The following is a 20,354-nucleotide window of genomic DNA, read 5'->3' on the forward strand; positions in this document are numbered from 1 at the left end:
GTTTCTCCTCAAGTCGGGGTAGCGGGGCGTCGCGGTCGTGGTCGTTACCTGCGGCCGCCCGAATGTGGTGAGTTAAAGCTGCTTCTTCAATACGAGCGACTTGCGTTGCCAGTTATAGAGACGGCGCCGGTCTTCGGGCAGGTCGTCGACGGTGGCTTTCACGAAACCGCGTTTGAGGAACCAGTGCTCGGTGCGCGTCGTCAGGACGAAGATGTGCGTGAGGCCGCGCGCGCGCGCGCGCTGTTCGACGCGTTTCAAGAGCCGCTCGCCGTCGCCGGAACCTTGCGCCTCGGGCGCGACCGTGAGGCACGCCATCTCGCCGATGCGCTCCTGCGTGTACGGATAGAGTGCCGCGCAGCCGAACAGCACGCCATCGTGCTCGATGACCGAGAAGTGGTCGATGTCGCGTTCGATCTGGTGGCGCCCGCGCCGAACCAGCGTGCCATCCGATTCGAGCGGCTCGATCAGCGTGAGGATGCCGCCGACGTCGTCCGGCGTCGCCTCGCGCAGGCTTTCGAGGTTCTCATACGAGATCATCGTGCCGACGCCGTCGTGCAGGAAGAGTTCGAGCAGCACGCTGCCGTCGAGCGCGTAGGGAATGATGTGCGCCCGCGCCACGCCGCCACGGCACGCGCGGATCGTGTGCTTCAGATAGAACGCGGCGTCGCCCTGCAATTCGCCGCCTTCGTGCAGACGATAGGCGTCGTCGAGCGACATTTCGCGCACGAGATCGCCGTTTTCATCGACGAGACCCGGCGTTTCGGTCAGGAAAATGATCTTGTCGGCGCGCAGCGCGATCGCGGCGGCCGACGCCACGTCTTCCATCGACAGGTTGAACGCCTCGCCCGTTGGCGAAAAACCGAGCGGCGAGAGCAGCACGAGCTTGTTGCTCGCGAGCGAATGGCGCACCGAATCGCCGTCGATCTTGCGCACGACGCCCGTGTGCTGGAAATCGACGCCATCCAGAATGCCGACCGGCCGCGCCGTCACGAAATTGCCCGACACGACGCTGATGTGCGCATGCGCCATCGGCGTGTTCGGCAAGCCCTGGCTGATCGCGGCTTCGATGTCGAGGCGCACTTCGCCGGCGGCTTCCTTCGCGGATTCGAGCGCGCGCGCATCGGTGATGCGCAGCCCGTGCGAAAACGACGACTCGACGCCGTGCAGCCGCAACTGCTCTTCGACCTGCGGCCGCGAGCCGTGGACGAGGACGACGTGGATGCCCATCGCGTGCAAGAGGCCGACGTCCTGCACGAGCGCGTTGAGCCGGCCTTCCTGCACCAGTTCGCCGCCGAACGCGACGACGAACGTCTTGTTGCGGAACGCGTGGATGTACGGCGCGACGGAACGCATCCATTCGACGAACTGGGCGTGCTTGGCGTCCACGTCGGAGATCTGGGGCGTTTCCGGTTCGGCTGCAACCGGCGACGGCGCGGTGGGGAGGTCGGTTTGGGAATTCATGCCCGGATTATAATGCGAGGCTATGCCGAATGTTTCCAAACGCCCCGTCGACGGGGACAAGCCCGACCCTCAGGAGCAGTTGAAAAAGCTGCGTGAAAATCTGTTGCGCGATGGTGCGCCACGTCCGCCAGGCACCGCCGACGACGAAGCGAGCCGGGCGCTCAGCAAGAAGGAGGCGGCGGCGCGGCGGTTTGCGGGGGCATCGGGGAACGCGGGCGCGGTGGCGAAGCCCGCGAGCGGCGGCGAGCGGCAGGCCGTGCAGACGCCGCCGGCGCGTTCCGGCAATGCGCCCGCCCATAAGAAACAGCCGAATGTCGGCCCGCAGCAACGCGCCGTGGCGCATGCGAACGAGCGCGCGAACGGCGGCAACGCAAAGCCGGCTGCATCGGCTGAACGCGGCACGGCCGCGCGCGGCGACACACCGAAAGCCCCGGCCGAAGCCCGTCCAGAAGACGAACAACCGCGCGCGCGTCGAACTTCGCAGCAGAATCCGCGAGCCTCGGCCAAGGAAAGCGGCGCCGGCGACGCCCCGCAACGCGCCGCGCATCGCGTGCCGCCGCGCGCTACGGAACGTTCGGCCCAACCGCGCGCACCGCGGACCACAGACGAAACCCGCCCGAACGCGCGAGCCGCCGATACGCCGTCGCAACCCGCCGCGCGCGATCCGTCACGACCGCGCGCGCTGCAGGCTTCGGACGAAGCGCGTGCGCAGAAACCCGCCGCCCCGCGCCGCGAACGAGCGGCGGTCGAGCCGAACCCGATTCCGCCGATTACATTTCCCGAAGCGCTGCCGGTCTCCGGACGCCGCGAGGAAATCGCGCGGGCCATCGCGGCGAATCAGGTCGTGATCGTGAGCGGCGAGACGGGCTCCGGCAAGACCACGCAGTTGCCGAAAATCTGTCTCGCGCTCGGACGCGGGCTCGGCGCTGGCGGTTCGGGCCTGATCGGCCATACGCAGCCGCGCCGGATCGCGGCATCGGCGACTGGGCGGCGCATCGCGGAGGAACTCGGCACGCCGTTCGGCGAAGTGGTCGGCTACAAGGTGCGTTTCACCGACAATCTCGCGCCCGGCGCGTCGGTCAAGCTCATGACGGACGGCATCCTGCTCGCCGAAACGCAGACCGATCCGCTGCTCAAGGCCTACGACACGATCATCATCGACGAGGCGCACGAGCGCAGTGTCAATATCGATTTCCTGCTCGGCTATCTGAAAGAAATCCTGCCGCGCCGGCCCGACCTGAAGCTGATCGTGACCTCCGCGACGATCGACGCCGACCGCTTCGCGCGCCATTTCGGCAGCGACGAGAAGCCCGCGCCGGTGATCGAGGTGAGCGGGCGGCTGTATCCGGTGGAAATGCGCTACCGGCCAGTCGAAGAGGACAGCCCCGCGGTGAAAAACGCGCAGGGCACGCCGCAGAAGGAGTCGCGCCAGAAAACCCAGCGCGAGACCGACCGCGACCTGATGGAAGCGATCGTCGATGCCGTCGACGAACTGTGCCGCGAAGGCCCCGGCGATGTGCTCGTGTTCCTGCCCGGCGAGCGCGAGATCCGCGACGCCGCCGAGGCGCTCCGGAAGCACCATCCGCCGCATACGGAAATCTTGCCGCTCTTCGCGCGACTGTCGGCGGCGGAGCAGGAGCGCGTCTTCCGGCCGTCGAACGCGCGGCGCATCGTGCTCGCGACCAACGTCGCGGAAACGTCGCTGACGGTGCCGGGCATCCGCTATGTCGTCGATACCGGCATGGCGCGCGTGAAGCGCTATTCGTATCGCAACAAGGTGGAGCAGTTGCAGGTCGAGGGCATTTCGCAGGCGGCGGCGAACCAGCGCGCGGGCCGCTGCGGGCGCGTGGCGGACGGCGTGTGCATTCGCCTCTACGACGAAGCCGATTTCCAGTCGCGTACCCGTTTCACCGATCCCGAGATTTTGCGCTCGTCGCTCGCCTCGGTGATCCTGCGGATGAAGTCGCTGCATCTGACGGCGATCGAAACCTTCCCGTTCATCGAACCGCCGCCGGGCCGCGCCATCGCCGATGGCTATCAACTGCTGAACGAACTGGGCGCCGTCGACGACGACAACGCGCTGACGCCGCTCGGCCGCGAACTCGCGCGCCTGCCGCTCGATCCGCGCGTCGGGCGGATGATTCTCGCCGCGCGCGATCACCAGGCGTTGCGCGAGGTGCTGATCATCGCGTCGGCGCTGTCGGTGCAGGATCCGCGCGACCGGCCGGTCGAGGCGCAGGAGCAGGCGGACCAGGCGCACCGCAAGTTCGTCGACGAGCGCTCCGAGTTTCTGCAATGGACGCGCATCTGGGCGTGGTTCGAGGAAGCGATCGCGCACAAGAAGTCGAACAAGCAACTCGGCGACGCGTGCCGCGCGAACTTCCTGTCGCAAATGCGTCTGCGCGAGTGGCGCGACGTGCATTCGCAACTGCTGACGGTCGTGCGCGAACACGGCTGGCGGATCAACGATGCCGAGGCGACGTTCGAACAGGTGCATCTGTCGCTGTTGACGGGTTTGCTCGGCAACGTAGGCCTCAAAGCCGACGACGAACCGTATTACCTCGGCGCGCGCGGCATCAAGTTCTATCTGTGGCCGGGCTCCGCGCTGCTGAAGAAGGCGGGGCGCTGGGTGATGGCGGGCGAACTCGTCGAGACGAGCCGCCTGTATGCGCGCACCATCGCGAAGATCGAGCCGGAATGGCTCGAACAGGTCGGCGCGCATTTGCTGAAGAAGTCGCTGTCCGAGCCGCATTGGGAAAAGAAGGCGGCGCAGGTCGTCGCGTTCGAGCGCGCGACGCTGCACGGGCTCACCGTGTACGCACGGCGGCGCGTGTCCTTCGGCAGCCAGGACCCGGCGCGCGCGCGCGAAATGTTTATCCGTGGCGCGCTGGTCGAAGGCGAATTCGAGACCCGGCTGCCGTTTTTCGCGCACAACCGCAAGCTCGTCGCGGATATCGAGCAACTGGAGCACAAGTCGCGCCGTCAGGACGTGCTCGTCGACGACGAACTGATCCACGCGTTCTACGACACGCTCGTGCCGCAGGGCATCCACACCGGCGCGGCGTTCGAGCGCTGGTATCGCGACGAGGAGAAGGCGGGCAAATCGCGCCTGCTTTTCCTCTCGCGCGACGACCTGATGCGTCACGAAGCCGCCGGCATCACGACCGATCTGTTCCCAAAGCGCATGACGATGGCGGGCATCGAAATGTCGCTCGCGTATCACTTCGAACCCGGTTCGCCGCGCGATGGCGTGACGCTCACGGTGCCGCTCTACGGCCTGAATCAGGTCGATGCACGCCGCGCCGAATGGCTCGTACCCGGCATGCTGAAGGAAAAGGCGCAGTTACTGATGAAGTCGCTGCCGCAGAAGTTGCGTCGCCATGTGGTGCCGCTGCCCGAGTTCGCAGCCGGTTTCGTCGATCGTCACGGCGGGCCGAAGTTCGGCGCGGGCGGTTTGCTCGAAGCGCTGATCGCGGATATCCGCGGCGAGACGCAGGTCGCGATGAAAAGCGCCGACTTCAAGCTCGAAACGCTGCCCGCGCACCTCTTCATGAACTTCAAGGTCATCGACGAGCACGGCCGTCAGCTCGCGTTGGGGCGCAATCTCGCGCAGTTGCGCGCGGAACTCGGCGGCCAGGCGCAACAGCATTTTCAGAAGCTGGCGGCGGCCGCGACGCTCGATCTGCGCGACGACGCCGCGCCTTCGACGTCGGTCGCGGCGCCGTCGAGCGATCCGTCGAGCACTGCGCTCTACGAAAATCTCACGACGTGGAATTTCGGGAAGCTGCCCGAACTGCTGGAAATCCGTCGTCGCGGGCAGACGTTGTTCGGCTATCCGGCGCTCGTCGATCGCATCACGCATTGCGATGTCGAAGTGTTCGATTCTCCCGAGGAGGCGGCGCGGATTCATCGCGCGGGTCTGCGGCGTCTTTTCGCGTTGCAGTTGCGCGAGCCGATCAAGTATCTCGAGAAGAATCTCGGGGGCTTGCGCGAGATGTCGCTGCAATACATGGCGCTCGGCACGCTGGAGGAATTGCGCGACCAGATCATCGAGACCGCACTGGATCGCGCATGCCTGCAGGAGCCGCTTCCCGACGACGACGCCAGCTTCCACAAGCGTCGTGACGAAGGGAAAGGGCGTCTCACGCTGCTCGCGCAGGAGATCGCCCGGCTGACGGGGCAGATTCTTGCCGAATATGCGGGCGTCGCGAAGAAGCTGGCGCAGGCGAAGTCGTTCGGGACCGCGCACACCGATATGCAGTCGCAATTGAGCGGGCTGATCGGCAAGCGTTTCGTGATCGATACGCCGTATGCGCAGCTCGCGCATTTTCCGCGCTATCTGAAGGCCATTGCGCTTCGGATCGACAAGCTGAAAGCCGACCCGTCGCGCGATGCGCGCCTTGTCGCCGATCTGCAGCCACTCGTGCAGCATTATCAGCGCGCGATCGCCCAGCGCGGGGGCGTGGCGGATGCGCGGCTCGCCGAATATCGGTGGCTGCTGGAGGAATTGCGCGTGTCGCTTTTCGCGCAGGAGTTGCGCACGCCGATGCCGATTTCCGTCAAACGCCTTCACAAGGTGTGGGAATCGATGCAGCGTTGAGCGAGCGACGCTCCAAACGAAAAAGGCCGGCGCAATGCCGGCCTCGTGCTTTCATCGGTCAATACAGCGTCAGTCGATCTGTGCCGTCTTCACCGGTTCGCTCGAAACGGCGGGGATGGCCGCTGCCATCGTAGCGACGGGTTCTACGTCGTCACCATGCGAATGAATTTCGACCGGCGGTTCGTACTTGCGCCATTTGCCGTCGAGAAGCGTCTCGACGTTATCGCCGCACTTCCGATAGTAATTGCGCGCCTCGTTATGCGAATTGAAGAGCACCTTCAACTGGCAGACGAACTGCGGCGCGCCAGCTTCGTTCGTCACGTTCAGGCGGTAGTCCCATTCGCGCACGAGGAAAAAACCTTCCGAATAGTGCGGCCGCCCCAGCAGGCCGGCGACCTGGTCCTTCGTCATGCCGGGCCGCAGCTTGCGCAGCGCCTCGACGAGCGGGAACGTGCCGTTGCGCGTCCACGTCGACGAGTCCGCGGCAGGGAAGACGAGCTTGTCGTTCATGCCGTCGTCGGAGAGATGGCTGCGGGTCGCGCAGCCCTGCATCAGCGCGGCGGCTGACAGCGCTGCGGCGAGCATCACCCACACGGGCGCGCGGCGGGAGAGAGTGCTAACTGTTTCTTTCGTCATGCTTGAGTCACCTTGTTCGATCTTTTTGTCGTGGCGGGCCGGCTTTCAGCGGATGCCGCCGAAACCCGGCCCGAGCGTGCTTGCGCCGATCAGGCCGTCCGCTTACCAGTGCATGCCGGCGCCGGCGCCGACGCCGACGCCGAACTGGCCGCGGGTGCTCGTGGTGCCGGTGAACTTGTACGCCCAGACGCCGTTGTCGGACAGTTGCGACACGCCGATGGCGAGCGCGCTCTGGCCGCCATATGTGCCCGCACCGACCGCTACCATGCCGTGGCCCGGCAACACCGCTTGCGGCAGGCTTGCGATGGCGATCGCCGCTGCGGTGCCGCCGTAGGCGTCGCGACGGGCGTCGTCGAACTTCTGGTTGGTGTAGGCGTTAGCCTGGTTCACTGCGTTCGACGAGCTTTGCTGCAACTGGTTGAGGTTGACGGCGTCGGTGCCCTGCGTGCCCGGCGCGACGTTGACGACCTGGCGTTCCAGGCCGGCGGCGCCGACGGACACCGTGTTCGTGCGGTCCGCGACCGAGTTCTGGCCGAGCGCGACGGCGTTGTCGGCGGTGGCTTTCGCGCCGCTGCCGAGCGCCGTGGCGCCGTTGCCCGAAGCCGATGCGTTCTGGCCGGCGGCGAGCGCGGCGGTGCCGGAGGCCGTGGCGCCTGCGCCGAACGCGGCCGCGCCCGTGCCCGATGCCGATGCGCTCGCACCCGCTGCCACCGAATGCGCGCCGGTTGACGAGGCGCCTTCCGTGTCGCGGTCGCCTTCCGCGCTCACGAACGGATTGGCGGCGTTGACGACGGCGTTGTTGACCTGGCCGAGGGCGTCGTTCAACTGGCCGACGTTGACCGCGTCGGTGGCGGCGGTGCCGGCCGCGACGTTGTGGAGTGCGGTGCCGCCATCGCCTTCGAGGGTGACGCTGGTCTTGTTGACCGTACCATCCGGATTGCGGTCGTACTTGACCGCGCCGTCGACGGCTTGCGTAACCGTGTCGACCTGCGCGCTCACGCCTTTCAACTGCGCGACGTTGACGGCTTCGTCGTCTGCGGAACCGGCTGCGACGCCGCTAATCGTGCGGTTGCCGACGTTCACTTCGCCCGAGGAGGTTTGCGGAGCGGAAAGGCCGTAGGCTGCGTAGTTGGACTGCGCACCGGTCTTCGTTGCCGAACCCGCGCCGAGGGCGACGCTGTTGGCGTGCATGGCAGTCGCGCCCTGACCGATGGCGACGGCGTTATCAACGCTCGTCTGCGCGCCGGTGCCGACTGCGACAGAGCCGAATCCGCCTGCCTTCGCGAGGGCGCCCGCGGCGACGCTTTGGTCACCTGTTGCCTGTGAGCCCATGCCGAACGCGACGGAACTGTCGCCCGATGCGCTGGCACTCTCGCCGATCGCGACGGCGCTGTCGTTAGTGGCTTTCGACAGATTACCGACAGCGATGGCCCCGTTGCCCGTCGCTTGAGCGTTGGCACCCGCGGCGAAACTTTCCTCGCCGGTTGCCGCGGCATTGTTGCCGACCGCGGTCGCGTTCTGCGCGGACGCGACCGAATTTGCGCCATATGCCGAAGCATCGTCACCCGCGGCCGACGCGTTTGCGCCCGAGGCGACCGAATGGGTGCCCGTGGCTTGTGCGCCTTCGGTTGCGCGATCGCCATCGGCCTTGAAGAACGGACTCTCCGCGTTGGCGACGGCCTGGTTCATCTGGTCGACGTTGACCGCATCCGTGCCGGCGGTGCCCGCCGCAACATTGTGGATGGTGGCGGGGCCGCTTCCCGGGTTGAGGGTAACGCTGGTCGGGTCGACGACGCCGTTGTTGACGTCGTACTTGACCGTGCCCTGGTCCACTCCCTTGAGCTGCGCGACGTTGACGGCTTCGTCGTCGTTCAGACCGGCTGCGACACCGCTGATCGTGCGGTTGCCGACGTTGACCTCGCCGATCGATGCTTGCGTGCCGCTGAGGCTATAGCCGGTGTAGGAACTGCGGGCGCCAACCGTCGTGACGGAGCCCGCGCCGAGCGCGACGCTGTTGGGCAGCGTCGACTGCGCGCGTTGGCCGATCGCCACGGAATTGGCGCCCGTAGCGGTGCTGTTCGCGCCAATCGCCACCGTGTATATGCTGGTAGCGTCTCCGTTCGTGCCCGCGACGCTGCTTTCCCCGATCGCGACTGATGAACGGCCGTTCGACGTCGCGCTAGCGCCGAGCGCGATGCCACTGACGCCAGTAACCACGCTCGCCCCGCCAACGGCGATGCCCCCGAACGTGCTGGACGCATTCGCTGCATTTCCTATTGCGACGGCCGTGGACCCGGCCGCCGTCGCCTGCGAACCTACGGCGACGGACTGCACACCGCTGGCGACCGCGGTGTTTCCCACTGCCACCGCGGAGTTGGAGGTCGCGCTGGCATTGGCGCCAGCGGCAACGCTTGCGACCCCCGTTGCGTTCGCATTCGTGCCGAGGGCGGCAGAGCCGCTGCCAGAAGCACGCGCTGAAGAACCGACCGCAACCGCGCCGCTGTCCGTGGCAGTCGCACGGTGGCCGACCGCGACTGCTTCTGTGCTGGCGCTCGAATCTGCGCCGGTTGCGACGCCACCGGTGGCGGCCGTTGCATTCATGCCTGTAGCGACGGCGTTGGTGCCGGTCGCCTGGGCATTCCCGCCTACCGCGACTGCGCCGTCAGCCGCTGCCGTTGAGCCCGCGCCCGCTGCGACGCTCTTGTCACCTTGCGACTGCGACTTGTTGCCGATTGCGATCGAACTGTCTTGCGATGCAGTGGCGCTTTCTCCAATTGCGACCGTGCTGCTGGCGCCTATGGCCTGCGTATTGGCGCCGATGGCAATGCCGCGGTTCATCGATAGCGAATTGGCGCCGGCATGAAGGGCACCGACGCCGGGGTCATCCGTCCAGTCGTCGGCTCGCGCCTGCCCCGTCAGCGCGCCGCCCACCGCCGCCGCGCACGCGATTACAAGTGCCGCGCGCGAGCTTGCCTTCTTGCTTCTCGACCGCGTCGTTTCTGACGCGGCAACCCACGTCCCGCTCGATTCGTTCCAGACTGCCTTGAAGATTCTGTTCATGATGAGGATGCCTAACAAAACAAGGAATTATTGTGAGTTTCGAAGAAAACGTCGTCGTCCGAGCTTTTTGAGCGCTCTACGAAATGTCGATTCTTTGAGGGCGCACGCGTCGTTCTCGTGCTTTCCGGCGAGTCTGGGCGATACGCGCCCGAAGTCGCCATCCGGAACCGCGACATGATCGGCGCGAAGCGGCGCACGAAATACACGAATATTCCGAATTGATGATTAATTCTGAACTGAAACTAACTTTTGAAAAATACTCGCTGAACTACCAGTTGGTATGCTTTTTATTCTATTGTTTGGAGAAAGATGCAGATATGTCTCGATGCATTCCTGAAAAAACCACGGGCAGATCTCAGATGTCTCCGATCGCGATCTCGCCTTGAATTCCTCGTTTCGGCGGTGGGCCGCCCTTCGATCCGCCGTGTTGCCCGGCAAAAGCGGCCAATAGCCCGCCAAAATGCCGCGCCCGGGTCAACGCTCTCGGACAGGCAAACGTTCTACAATGTCGGCTGTCTCTCGACTCGACCTTTCATGCGCAATCTCTTCCTCTCCGGCCGCGTTCGCGCGACCGTCGTCCGTGCGGCGCTCGCCGCCGGCGCCGCCTTACTCGCCACCGCAGCAAGCGCCAACAACGTGATCGTGCTGAATTCCGGCGAGGCCACGCTCAGCCTGATCGACGAAGGCAGCCGTCAGGTCGTCGGAACGGTTCCGACCGGCAAGGAACCGCATCACCTGATGCCGACGCCCGACGGGTCGTCGCTGATCGTCGCAAATTCGGTGTCCAACAACCTGATGTTCGTCGACCCGAAGACGGGCAAGACCCAGCGCTGGCTCGAAAACATCGAAGATCCTTACCAGATCGGCTTCTCGCCGGATCGCAAGTGGCTCGTGACGACCGGTCTGCGCTTGGATCGCCTGGACATTTACCACTACGACGGCAAGGACATTTCGATCGCGAAGCGCCTGCCGCTCGCCACCATGCCGAGCCACATCGCGTTCACGAACGACAGCCAGACGGCGTTCATTTCGCTGCAGGTGTCCGGGGAAATCGCGGCGATCGATCTCGCGACGCAGACGGTCAAGTGGAAAATGAAGGTCGGCAAGGTGCCGGCGGGCGTCTGGCTCACGCCGGGCGACAAGTTTCTGCTCGTCGGCATGACGGGCGCCGATTACGTCGCCGTGGTCGACTGGCGCAACCAGAAAGTCGTGAAGACGATCAAGACCGGCAACGGCGCGCACAACTTCCGCTCGCTCGCGGACGGCAAGCACGTCGCGGTGTCGAACCGGGTGGCGAGCACGATCAGCATCATCGACGAGGACACGCTCACGAACGTCGGCGACATCACCGGTCTCATGCCCGGCCCCGACGACATGGAACTTTCCGCTGACAAACGCTATCTGTGGGTAACGTTCCGTTTCGCGAAGCACATCGGCATCATCGACCTGACGAATCGCAAGCTGATTCAGACGATCGCCGTGGGCCGCTCGCCGCACGGGATTTATTTCTACAATCGCGCGCCGGCGACGGCGGCGAACGGCGCCTGAAGGCGAGTGTGTACTACCATTGATGCAGATCGGCCGCTGCATCTGACGGAGCACCATGTTTCATTCCATCCTTTCGTCTCTCGATAGTTTCGTTTCGGCGCTTCAGACCCTTCTGTACGTCGACGTCGTTCAGCCGTTCCTGTTCAAGGTCGGCCTGATGGACTACGACGAAGATACCTACGACGCGCTCTACTGGGTGATCGTCGGCGTGCTGGAAGTGATCGCGATGTACGCGATCCTCCGGCCGCTGGAGGCGCTGCGGCCGGCCGAAAAGTGGGAAAACCGCAAGGGCGTGCGGGTCGACGTGTTGTACACGTGGCTCGTGAAACTGGGCATCCTGAACCTGTTTTTCTTCTTCACGTTCCAGCCGCTCTTCGATTCGCTGCAAAGCTGGCTGCGTTTGCATAACGTGCCGAATCTCGAAATCGACAATCTCTGGCCCGGCGTGACGACCCAGCCGCTCGTCGCGTTCGCGATCTATCTGGTCTTGCTCGATTTCGCTGGCTATTGGTATCACCGTCTGGAGCACCGCTTCGGCATCTGGTGGGAACTGCACGCGGTGCACCACAGCCAGCAGAAGATGTCGCTCTGGTCGGATGATCGCAACCACCTGCTGGACGACATCCTCCAGGCGAGTTTTTTCGCGGCCATCGCGCTCGTCATCGGCGTGGAGCCGGCGCAATTCGTCGTGCTGGTCGCGATCACGAACCTGATGCAAAGCGTCCAGCACGCGAACATTCGCCTGCATTACGGCTGGCTCGGCGAACGGCTGCTGGTCGGCCCGGCATTCCATCGGCGGCACCACGCCATCGGCTTCGGTCACGAAGGCACCAAGTACGGCTGCAATTTCGGCGTGCTGTTCCCGTGGTGGGACATGCTGTTCCGAAGCGTGTCGTGGAACCGGGAAGTCGAACCGACCGGCATCCGCGACCAGATCGCCGTGCCTGGCGCGCGCGCGGTGAATTACGGCGACGGATTCATCGAGCAGCATTGGCTCGCGTTCAGACGCATCGGCGCGCGCTTGGCCGCGTGGCGAAACGGCGGCCGCCGCAATTCTGATACCGACGCCGCGCCGGTCTGACGGCCTGCGCGCCGTCTTCGGCGGCACGCACTTTTGTTCTATCAACGGCCAGCGGTCGGCCAATCGGCTAACTGCGCGGCCGGCCTTCCCTGGTTTATCCTGTCTTCTTTGTCGGCCAGAACCAGCGTTTGGCTCCGGCCCCATGCACGGCAGTTGTTTCCTTTCAGGCAAATCACGCATGAATGACTTGCTGCGTTCGTTCGTGCGCGCGCTCGCGAACGCGTTTCACCCGAGGATGCTCTGGCTCACCTTCATGCCGTTCGCCGTCGCGACGGCGGGGTGGGGTGTCGTCCTGTGGTTCTTCTGGCAGACGCTGACGGGCGCGGCGACCGGCTGGCTCGACGGCTGGGCGTTCACGTCCTCGATGTACCGTCTCTTCGATTCCGTCGGCTTCTCGTCGCTGCATTCGGTCATTGCGCCGTTTCTTGTCGTCGTGATGGCGATTCCGTTGATCGTCGTGACCGTTCTGCTGCTGATCGCGACGATGTCGATGCCCGCCGTCGTCAAGCTGCTCACGCGGCGGCAGTACGCGACGCTCGAAGCGCGACGCGGCGGCTCGTGGTACGGGAGTCTCGGCCATTCGGTGGTGACGACGGTCGTCTGTCTGGTGCTGCTCGTGGTGACGTTGCCGCTGTGGCTGATCCCGCCGTTTTTCGCGCTGATTCCCCCGCTGCTGTGGGGCTGGCTGACCTATCGCGTGATGACTTACGACGCGCTGGCCCTGCATGCAAGCGCCGACGAGCGCCGCCAGATCGTGCGGACGGCGCGCTGGCCGCTCTTCGCAATCGGCATTGTGAGCGGCCTGTTCGGCTCGCTGCCGACGATGCGCTGGGCCTGGTCGGTATGGCTGCTGCCGCTCTTTCCGGTCGTCGCCGCAGTCACGATCTGGATCTATGCGTTCATCCTCGTCTTTTCGGCGCTCTGGTTCGCGCATTACTGCCTGCATGCGCTCGAACGCCTGCGTGCCGGAACGGCGGGCGTGCCGGCGTTGCCGGCTCAATCCTGAGAGGCTTTCATGGGCTTTGGCGTCATCATCATCGGCGATGAAATCCTGTCCGGCCGGCGCTCGGACAAGCATCTGCCGAAAATCATCGAATTGCTGGCGGCGCGCGGTCTCGCGCTCGACTGGGCCGAACACGTCGGCGACGACCCCGGGCGCATCACGGCGACGCTCGCGCGCACGTTCGCGTCAAGCGACGTGGTGTTCTCGACCGGCGGCATCGGCGCGACGCCCGACGATCACACGCGGCAATGCGCCGCGCGCGCCCTCGACGTGCCGCTCGCGCTGCACCCGGAAGCCGCGGAACTGATCCGGGCGCGCGTGATCGACATGGCGGCGGGCAAGCCGGTCGATCTGCAGTCGCCCGAGAATCTGCATCGGCTCAATATGGGAACTTTCCCGGAGGGCGCCTCGATCATTCCGAACAGCTACAACCGGATTCCCGGGTTTTCTGTCGCCGATCATCATTTCGTACCGGGCTTTCCGGTGATGGCATGGCCGATGATCGAGTGGGTGCTCGACACGAAGTACGCGCATCTGCATCACGCGAAGGCTTATGTCGAGCGGTCCGTGCTGGTGTTCGGGCTGCCCGAGTCGCGCATCACGCCGCTGATGGTCGCGATCGAGCAGGACTTTCCGGGCGTGCGCGTGTTCAGCCTGCCGAGCGTCGGCGATGTGTCGCGCGGCGCGATCTACGCGCGCGCTCATATCGATCTCGGTGTGAAGGGCGATCCGGAGACCGCGGGCGCGGCTTTCGAAGCGCTGCGCGAGGGCGTGCACGCCCTCGGCGGGGAAATGGTGGAGGCGCAGCCGGATGGGTGACGGCTGGCGGTTTCAACGGCTCCGAGCGCCTTTTACGCGCCGATCCACGGCAGTTTGCGGAAGCACCAGCCCGACACGGTCTTGCGATGGCCCTGCGAGTCCTTGTCGCCTTCGAAGCCTTCCAGCAAGTCGAACGACTGCGTGAAGCCTTCTTTCTGCGCGGCCACCGCGGCGAGCTTGGAGCGCGCCGCGCTGCGGCAGAGGAACAAAACGGGGGTATCCGGGGTGGCGACCTGCCGTAGTTGTTCGATAAACTCGGCATTCGGCACCGAGCCCGGGTAGCGGATCCATTCGATGTGGGCGTACTGCGCGCCGTCGATCGCCGGGCGGCCGACCCAGTCGAGTTCCGCGCGAGTACGAACGTCGACGAGGCGCACGCGCGGATCGAGTTGCAGCAATTCGAACGCCTCGGTGGGCAGAATGGCGCCGGCGTACGGCAGACGGTTCTCGGCGGCGCGAGCCGTGGCCTGACCGTATAACTGCTCAAGCGTGCTCATGACGCAAGTCTCCGGAGAGCTTAAAAGATCATTCTAGCGTGATGGCGCCGCAGCCTGTGATCCTGCGCCGAGAGACGCCACGGTCTACGCGGTGCATTAAGTTGGTGCGCGAAACGTCGGATGCATCGTTTCGGTGCTAACGTTAGACGAGTAGCTGAATGGAGCACCATTTTCGTGCGCGACCGCGCGTCGGTCATCGAACGGACCGGGCGGCGAAAAGGGAGCCTTCACCGAAAATGCGCGCTGCTTCAATTGCTTGGCGCAACGATGGTGCGCCTTGGCATGGAAGCTGCTTTTTAGACGCCGATAGTTTTCGGATCGGTACAGGGCGGCGAGGTCGTTCGCCGACTTTTGTTAATCAGGAGATAGGTAATGAGTAAATCCGTGGCCGACGTCATGCAACTCGTCAAGGACGAGGACGTCAAGTTTGTCGATTTCCGTTTCACCGACACGCGCGGCAAAGAACAACACGTTTCGGTGCCGGTTTCGGCATTCGACGAAGACAAATTTGAAAGCGGCCACGCTTTCGACGGTTCGTCCATCGCCGGCTGGAAGGGCATCGAAGCGTCGGACATGCTGCTCGTGCCGGACGCCGACACCGCCTTCATCGACCCGTTCTACGAAGAATCGACGCTCGTGCTGTCGTGCGATGTCGTCGAGCCGTCGGATGGCAAGGGCTATGAACGCGACCCGCGTTCGCTCGCGAAACGCGCCGAAGCGTACCTGAAGAGCTCGGGCCTCGGCGACACGGCCTACTTCGGTCCGGAACCGGAATTCTTCATTTTCGACTCGGTCAAGTGGAACACGGACCAGTCGGGCACGTTCGTCAAGATCGGCTCGGAAGAAGCGCCGTGGTCGTCGTCGATGGACTTCGAAGGCGGCAATACCGGCCACCGTCCGGGCACGAAGGGCGGCTACTTCCCGGTCGCACCGGTCGACACGTTCCAGGACATCCGCTCGGAAATGTGTCTGTTGCTCGAACAGATCGGCATTCCGGTCGAAGTGCACCACCACGAAGTGGCGGGCCAGGGCCAGAACGAAATCGGCACGAAGTTCTCGACGCTGGTTCAGCGCGCCGACTGGCTGCAGCAGATGAAGTACATCATCCACAACGTGGCGCACACGTATGGCAAGACGGCGACGTTCATGCCGAAGCCGATCGTCGGCGACAACGGTTCGGGCATGCACGTTCACCAATCGATCTGGAAGGACGGTCAGAACCTGTTCGCGGGCAACGGCTACGCGGGCCTGTCGGAATTCGCGCTGTTCTACATCGGCGGCATCATCAAGCACGCTCGCGCGCTCAACGCCATCACGAACCCGGGGACGAACTCGTACAAGCGTCTCGTGCCGCACTTCGAAGCACCGGTGAAGCTCGCCTACTCGGCGCGTAACCGTTCGGCATCGATCCGCATTCCGCACGTGTCGAACCCGAAGGGCCGTCGTATCGAAACGCGCTTCCCGGATCCGCTCGCGAACCCGTACCTGTGCTTCTCGGCGCTGATGATGGCGGGTCTCGACGGCGTGCAGAACAAGATCCACCCGGGCGAAGCCGCCGACAAGAACCTGTATGACCTGCCGCCGGAAGAGGATGCAAAGATCCCGACCGTGTGTGCCGGCCTCGACGAGGCGCTCGACGCGCTCGACGCAGACCGCGAGTTCCTGACGCGCGGCGGCGTGTTCACGGATTCGATGCTCGACGCGTACATCGAACTGAAGACGGGCGAGCTGCAACGCTTCCGTCAGTCGGTGCATCCGATCGAGTTCGAAATGTACTACTCGCTGTAAGCGCGCTCGATGGCGCGGGTTGATCGCCTGTGCGATGTACGGGCCGATGCAGCGCGCGCCTCGTTGCGAGCAATGCGGTGAACGACAGAAAAGGGACGGCGCGCCGTCCCTTTTTTAATCGCCGCCGCGCCTGAATTTCAAGACAGGTCCACGACCAAGGCCGCATCGCAAGATGGTTCTCAAGAATCTGATCAAGTCGAGAAAGACGCAGTCCGATGCGCTGTCGGACGATTCGCAGCTCGTGCACACGGGTCTCTTGCCGGGTTTGGAAGCGCTGCCGACCGTCGTGCTCGTGCTGGATAAGCGCAGCCTGAAGATCGCGTATGCGAATCCGTCGGCGGAGTCGATGCTGGAGATGTCGAGAAAGCAGTTGACGCAGACGCACTGGCCCGAGCTTTTCGCGAACGCGGAAGAACTGGTCAGCACGATCGCGAAGATTGCAGAAAACCGTTTCAACGCGACGCACCTCGACGCCGTGCTCGAACGCCCGGGGCGCGAGCCGCTGCACGTGCATGCGGTCGTCGCCTACCTCGAAGTGGCGGCCGACTACGTGCTGCTCGAACTGTTCGAGAACGAGCGGCATCTGCGAAGCGATCGCGAAGAACGCATCCACGATCTGACCGCGGTCAACAAGCAGTTGATCCGCAACCTCGCGCACGAGATCAAGAATCCGCTCGGCGGCATTCGCGGCGCCGCGCAGTTGCTGGAGTTCGAACTCGGCGCGCGCGAACGCGACGAGCTGCGCGAATACACGCAGGTGATCATCAAGGAGTCCGACCGGCTGCAAACGCTCGTCGACCGCTTGCTGGAGCCGCATCGTCATCCGCATATCGTCGGCGATGTGAACATCCACGAAGTCTGCGAGCGCGTGCGGCAGGTGATCCTCGCGGAATTCCCGCGCGGCCTCACGATCGAACGCGATTACGACGTAAGCGTGCCCGACCTGCGCGGCGACAAGGAGCAACTGATCCAGGCGCTCCTGAACATCGTGCGCAACGCAGCCGAAGCGTTGCGCGAGCGCATTTCGCAGGGCGACGCGAAGATCGAGCTGCGCACGCGGATCGCGCGCAAGGTCACGATCGGCAAGCGTCTGCATAAGCTGGCATTGGACTTGCATATCACTGACAACGGCCCTGGCATCCCCGGCGATATCCGCGACCGCATCTTTTATCCGCTCGTGTCGGGCCGCGACGACGGCAGCGGTCTCGGCCTCACGCTCGCGCAATCGTTCGTGCAGCAGCACGACGGACTGATCGAAGTGGAGAGCCGGCCGGGCTGCACCGAATTCGCGATCGTGCTTCCGTTTGGAAGCTGAGGTCGCGGTGCTGACCAATTAGTTTGATCATCCAGACCATCATTTGACGCCTGACCGTTTCGACGGGCTCACACCGAACCACACGAAGACTTCTCGCCGAACGATATGAAGCCGATCTGGATAGTAGACGACGACCAATCCATCCGCTGGGTGCTCGAAAAAGCCCTGGCGCGCGAGAACTTCGCGACGCGCAGTTTCTCCGGCGTGCGCGATGCGCTCGCCGCGCTCGAGCAGGAAAGTCCACAGGTGCTCGTGTCCGACATCCGCATGCCGGGCGGCTCGGGCCTCGAACTCCTGCAGACCGTGCGCGACCGGCTGCCGGGGCTGCCGGTCATCATCATGACCGCGTTCTCCGATCTCGACAGCGCCGTCGCCGCGTTCCAGGGCGGGGCGTTCGAGTATCTCGCGAAACCGTTCGACGTCGACAAGGCGGTCGAACTGATCCGCCGCGCCGTCGACGAAAGCATGCGCGGCGAAGCGGCCTATGACGATCGCGTGACCGAGACGCCGGAGATGCTCGGCCAGGCGCCCGCGATGCAGGACATGTTCCGCGCGATCGGCCGGCTGTCGCATTCGGCGGCGACCGTGCTCATCACGGGCGAATCAGGCACCGGAAAGGAGCTTGTCGCGCGCGCGTTGCACCGACATAGCCCGCGCGCGAACGGGCCGTTCATCGCGCTCAACACGGCGGCGATTCCGAAGGATCTGCTGGAGTCCGAACTCTTCGGCCACGAGCGCGGCGCGTTCACCGGCGCGCAGGCGATGCGGCAGGGCCGCTTCGAGCAGGCCGAGAACGGCACGCTCTTCCTCGACGAAATCGGCGATATGCCGTTCGACCTGCAAACGCGCCTGTTGCGCGTGCTGTCGGACGGACAGTTTTATCGCGTCGGCGGTCACAATCCGCTGAAGGCGAACGTGCGCGTGATCGCGGCGACGCACCAGAATCTCGAATCGCGCGTGCGTCAGGGATTGTTTCGCGAGGACTTGTATCACCGGCTGAACGTGATCCGCCTGCGGCTGCCCGCGTTGCGCGAGCGCAGCGAGGACATACCGCTCCTTACGCGCCACTTCCTGCAAAAGAGCGCGCGCGATCTCGGCGTCGAGCCGAAGCGCGTGTCGGAAGAGGCGCTCGCCTATCTCGCGTCGCTGCCGTTTCCCGGTAACGTGCGGCAGCTCGAAAACCTCTGCAACTGGCTCACGGTGATGGCGCCCGCGCAGACGATCGAGCAGAAGGACCTGCCGCCCGATCTCACGCCGACGCAGGAATACGCCGGCGAAAGCACCGCGCTCGCGGCAAACGCGGATTCGGGAGGCATGACGCAGCCGGCGATGGGTAGCAACGGCGCGTCGGGGATGCCGGCGACGCTGGCTGGCGCGGCGCCTGCGGGCGTGCCGGTCAGCGTGTGGGAGAACGGCTTGCGTACGGAAGTCGCGCGGCTCTTGCGCGAGAACACCGCCGATGTGATGGACGAACTCGCGCGCCGCTTCGAGGCGGCCGTGATTCGCGAAGCGCTCGATTTCACGCGCGGGCGCAAGGTCGAAGCGGCGGAGCGCCTCGGCATCGGACGCAATACGATCACGCGCAAGATCCAGGAACTGCATCTCGACGCCTGATCGTCACGGCGTCTTCACCCACGATCAGCCGATCGTCGCGATCACGGGCGCGTGGTCCGACGGCTGGTCCCACTTGCGCGGCACCTTGTCGACTTCGCAGGCCGCGCAGTGCGCCGCCAGTTCCGCCGACAGCAGGATGTGGTCGATGCGCAGACCCGCATTGCGGCGAAACGCGAGCATGCGGTAATCCCACCACGTGAAGAGCTTCTCGGGCTGCTCGAACTTGCGAAACGCGTCGGTCAGGCCGAGTTCCATGAGCCGCACGAAGTGCGCGCGTTCCTCCGGCGACACCAGGTTCTGACCTTCCCAGGCTTTCGGATCGTGCACGTCGCGATCTTCGGGCGCGATGTTGTAGTCGCCCGCCAGCGCGAGCTTCGGATGCAGCTTCATTTCGGCGCCGATCCAGTCGGCGAGCGCGTCCAGCCAGCGCATCTTGTAGGCGAACTTCTCGCTGCCGACGGCCTGTCCGTTCGGAAAATACGCCGACACGATGCGCACGCCCTCGACGGTCGCGGCGATCACCCGTTGCTGCGGATCGTCGAAGCCCGGGATGTTGCGCACGATGCTCGCTTCGTCGACGTCGACGCCGTCGCGCACCAGAATGCCGACGCCGTTATACGTCTTCTGTCCCGCGAACCAGCTTTTGAAGCCTGCGGCTTCGAAGTCGGCGCGCGGGAATTTCTCGTCGGGGAGCTTCAGTTCCTGCAGGCACAGCACGTCGACGCGGCTCAGTTCGAGCCAGTCGATCACATGCTGCTGGCGGACTTTGAGGGAATTGACGTTCCAGGTGGCGATTTTCACGGTTCTCGTATTGGGTCGAATGGGCGATGGACCTCGATTATCGCTTGGGACGGCTTCTCCGCCCAAACGCGCGTTTTCTGTCCCGCTACAATCGATCGCATCGACAAAACTGCACGCTCAAGGAGTCGCCC

At 64.7% G+C, this 20,354-nt stretch carries 13 protein-coding genes and 1 pseudogene; 8 read left to right on the plus strand and 6 right to left on the minus strand.

Annotated features, from left to right (window positions below):
• Positions 1-72: 72 nt before the first annotated feature.
• Positions 73-1,461 carry an amino-acid N-acetyltransferase gene (argA, locus tag QCE48_RS04860; RefSeq protein WP_309785839.1) on the minus strand — a complete coding sequence of 463 codons (1,389 nt, stop codon included), beginning with the start codon at positions 1,459-1,461 and terminating at the stop codon, positions 73-75.
• A 256-nt stretch (positions 1,462-1,717) separates the two neighbouring features.
• Between argA and hrpA the strand changes: the two genes are divergently transcribed.
• A complete protein-coding gene (hrpA, locus tag QCE48_RS04865) occupies positions 1,718-6,061 on the plus strand; it encodes an ATP-dependent RNA helicase HrpA (protein ID WP_404983316.1) in 4,344 nt (1,447 codons plus the stop codon).
• A gap of 69 nt (positions 6,062-6,130) precedes the next feature.
• Here hrpA and QCE48_RS04870 read toward each other — a convergent pair whose 3' ends face one another.
• The 3 genes and pseudogenes from QCE48_RS04870 to QCE48_RS31820 form a co-directional block, all read right to left on the minus strand.
• Positions 6,131-6,697 (minus strand): outer membrane protein assembly factor BamE, encoded by a 567-nt coding sequence (locus QCE48_RS04870; protein WP_309785837.1) that lies wholly within the window; start codon positions 6,695-6,697, stop codon positions 6,131-6,133.
• 102 nt (positions 6,698-6,799) lie between these two features.
• A complete protein-coding gene (locus QCE48_RS04875; RefSeq protein WP_309788262.1) occupies positions 6,800-8,749 on the minus strand; it encodes a YadA-like family protein in 1,950 nt (649 codons plus the stop codon).
• Positions 8,750-8,764: 15 nt separating this feature from the next.
• Positions 8,765-9,757: pseudogene (locus QCE48_RS31820) on the minus strand (ESPR-type extended signal peptide-containing protein); the annotation flags it as partial.
• A gap of 534 nt (positions 9,758-10,291) precedes the next feature.
• Between QCE48_RS31820 and QCE48_RS04885 the strand changes: the two are divergent.
• The 4 genes from QCE48_RS04885 to QCE48_RS04900 all read left to right on the plus strand — a co-directional run bounded on the left by QCE48_RS04885 (position 10,292) and on the right by QCE48_RS04900 (position 14,208).
• Positions 10,292-11,305: a beta-propeller fold lactonase family protein gene (locus tag QCE48_RS04885; protein WP_309785836.1), complete on the plus strand. Its 1,014-nt coding sequence runs from the start codon at positions 10,292-10,294 to the stop codon at positions 11,303-11,305.
• Between the two features lie 55 nt (positions 11,306-11,360).
• Positions 11,361-12,386 (plus strand): sterol desaturase family protein, encoded by a 1,026-nt coding sequence (locus QCE48_RS04890; protein WP_309785835.1) that lies wholly within the window; start codon positions 11,361-11,363, stop codon positions 12,384-12,386.
• Between the two features lie 178 nt (positions 12,387-12,564).
• Positions 12,565-13,392 (plus strand): EI24 domain-containing protein, encoded by an 828-nt coding sequence (locus tag QCE48_RS04895; RefSeq protein ID WP_309794089.1) that lies wholly within the window; start codon positions 12,565-12,567, stop codon positions 13,390-13,392.
• A gap of 9 nt (positions 13,393-13,401) precedes the next feature.
• On the plus strand, positions 13,402-14,208 hold the full coding sequence (locus QCE48_RS04900; RefSeq protein ID WP_309785833.1) for a molybdopterin-binding protein: 807 nt from the start codon (positions 13,402-13,404) through the stop codon (positions 14,206-14,208).
• 32 nt (positions 14,209-14,240) lie between these two features.
• On the opposite strand, the gene QCE48_RS04905 is transcribed toward QCE48_RS04900, so the two are convergent.
• Positions 14,241-14,705 carry a rhodanese-like domain-containing protein gene (locus QCE48_RS04905; protein WP_309785831.1) on the minus strand — a complete coding sequence of 155 codons (465 nt, stop codon included), beginning with the start codon at positions 14,703-14,705 and terminating at the stop codon, positions 14,241-14,243.
• Between the two features lie 372 nt (positions 14,706-15,077).
• On the opposite strand from QCE48_RS04905, the gene glnA reads away from it, so the two are divergent.
• From glnA to ntrC, 3 genes are all read left to right on the plus strand, one after another.
• Positions 15,078-16,493 (plus strand): type I glutamate--ammonia ligase, encoded by a 1,416-nt coding sequence (glnA, locus tag QCE48_RS04910; protein WP_309785829.1) that lies wholly within the window; start codon positions 15,078-15,080, stop codon positions 16,491-16,493.
• A gap of 172 nt (positions 16,494-16,665) precedes the next feature.
• Positions 16,666-17,808: a nitrogen regulation protein NR(II) gene (glnL, locus tag QCE48_RS04915; protein WP_309785827.1), complete on the plus strand. Its 1,143-nt coding sequence runs from the start codon at positions 16,666-16,668 to the stop codon at positions 17,806-17,808.
• Positions 17,809-17,913: 105 nt separating this feature from the next.
• On the plus strand, positions 17,914-19,422 hold the full coding sequence (ntrC, locus tag QCE48_RS04920) for a nitrogen regulation protein NR(I) (protein WP_309785825.1): 1,509 nt from the start codon (positions 17,914-17,916) through the stop codon (positions 19,420-19,422).
• A 24-nt stretch (positions 19,423-19,446) separates the two neighbouring features.
• Here the strand turns inward: ntrC and xth are convergent, their stop codons facing one another.
• Positions 19,447-20,223, minus strand: coding sequence for an exodeoxyribonuclease III (xth, locus tag QCE48_RS04925; protein WP_309785824.1), 777 nt, complete (start codon positions 20,221-20,223; stop codon positions 19,447-19,449).
• Positions 20,224-20,354 lie beyond the last annotated feature (131 nt).

The organism is Caballeronia sp. LZ024 (assembly GCF_031451455.1).
Lineage (GTDB): Bacteria > Pseudomonadota > Gammaproteobacteria > Burkholderiales > Burkholderiaceae > Caballeronia > Caballeronia telluris.

Bases quoted from the DNA above. Each gene is read 5' to 3' on its own strand.
- QCE48_RS04870 (WP_309785837.1), bottom strand. From the start codon at position 6,697: ATGACGAAAGAAACAGTTAGCACTCTCTCCCGCCGCGCGCCCGTGTGG.
- glnL (WP_309785827.1), top strand. From the start codon at position 16,666: ATGGTTCTCAAGAATCTGATCAAGTCGAGAAAGACGCAGTCCGATGCG.
- glnA (WP_309785829.1), top strand. From the start codon at position 15,078: ATGAGTAAATCCGTGGCCGACGTCATGCAACTCGTCAAGGACGAGGAC.
- QCE48_RS04885 (WP_309785836.1), top strand. From the start codon at position 10,292: ATGCGCAATCTCTTCCTCTCCGGCCGCGTTCGCGCGACCGTCGTCCGT.
- QCE48_RS04905 (WP_309785831.1), bottom strand. From the start codon at position 14,705: ATGAGCACGCTTGAGCAGTTATACGGTCAGGCCACGGCTCGCGCCGCC.
- ntrC (WP_309785825.1), top strand. From the start codon at position 17,914: ATGAAGCCGATCTGGATAGTAGACGACGACCAATCCATCCGCTGGGTG.
- QCE48_RS04895 (WP_309794089.1), top strand. From the start codon at position 12,565: ATGAATGACTTGCTGCGTTCGTTCGTGCGCGCGCTCGCGAACGCGTTT.
- QCE48_RS04900 (WP_309785833.1), top strand. From the start codon at position 13,402: ATGGGCTTTGGCGTCATCATCATCGGCGATGAAATCCTGTCCGGCCGG.
- argA (WP_309785839.1), bottom strand. From the start codon at position 1,461: ATGAATTCCCAAACCGACCTCCCCACCGCGCCGTCGCCGGTTGCAGCC.
- QCE48_RS04890 (WP_309785835.1), top strand. From the start codon at position 11,361: ATGTTTCATTCCATCCTTTCGTCTCTCGATAGTTTCGTTTCGGCGCTT.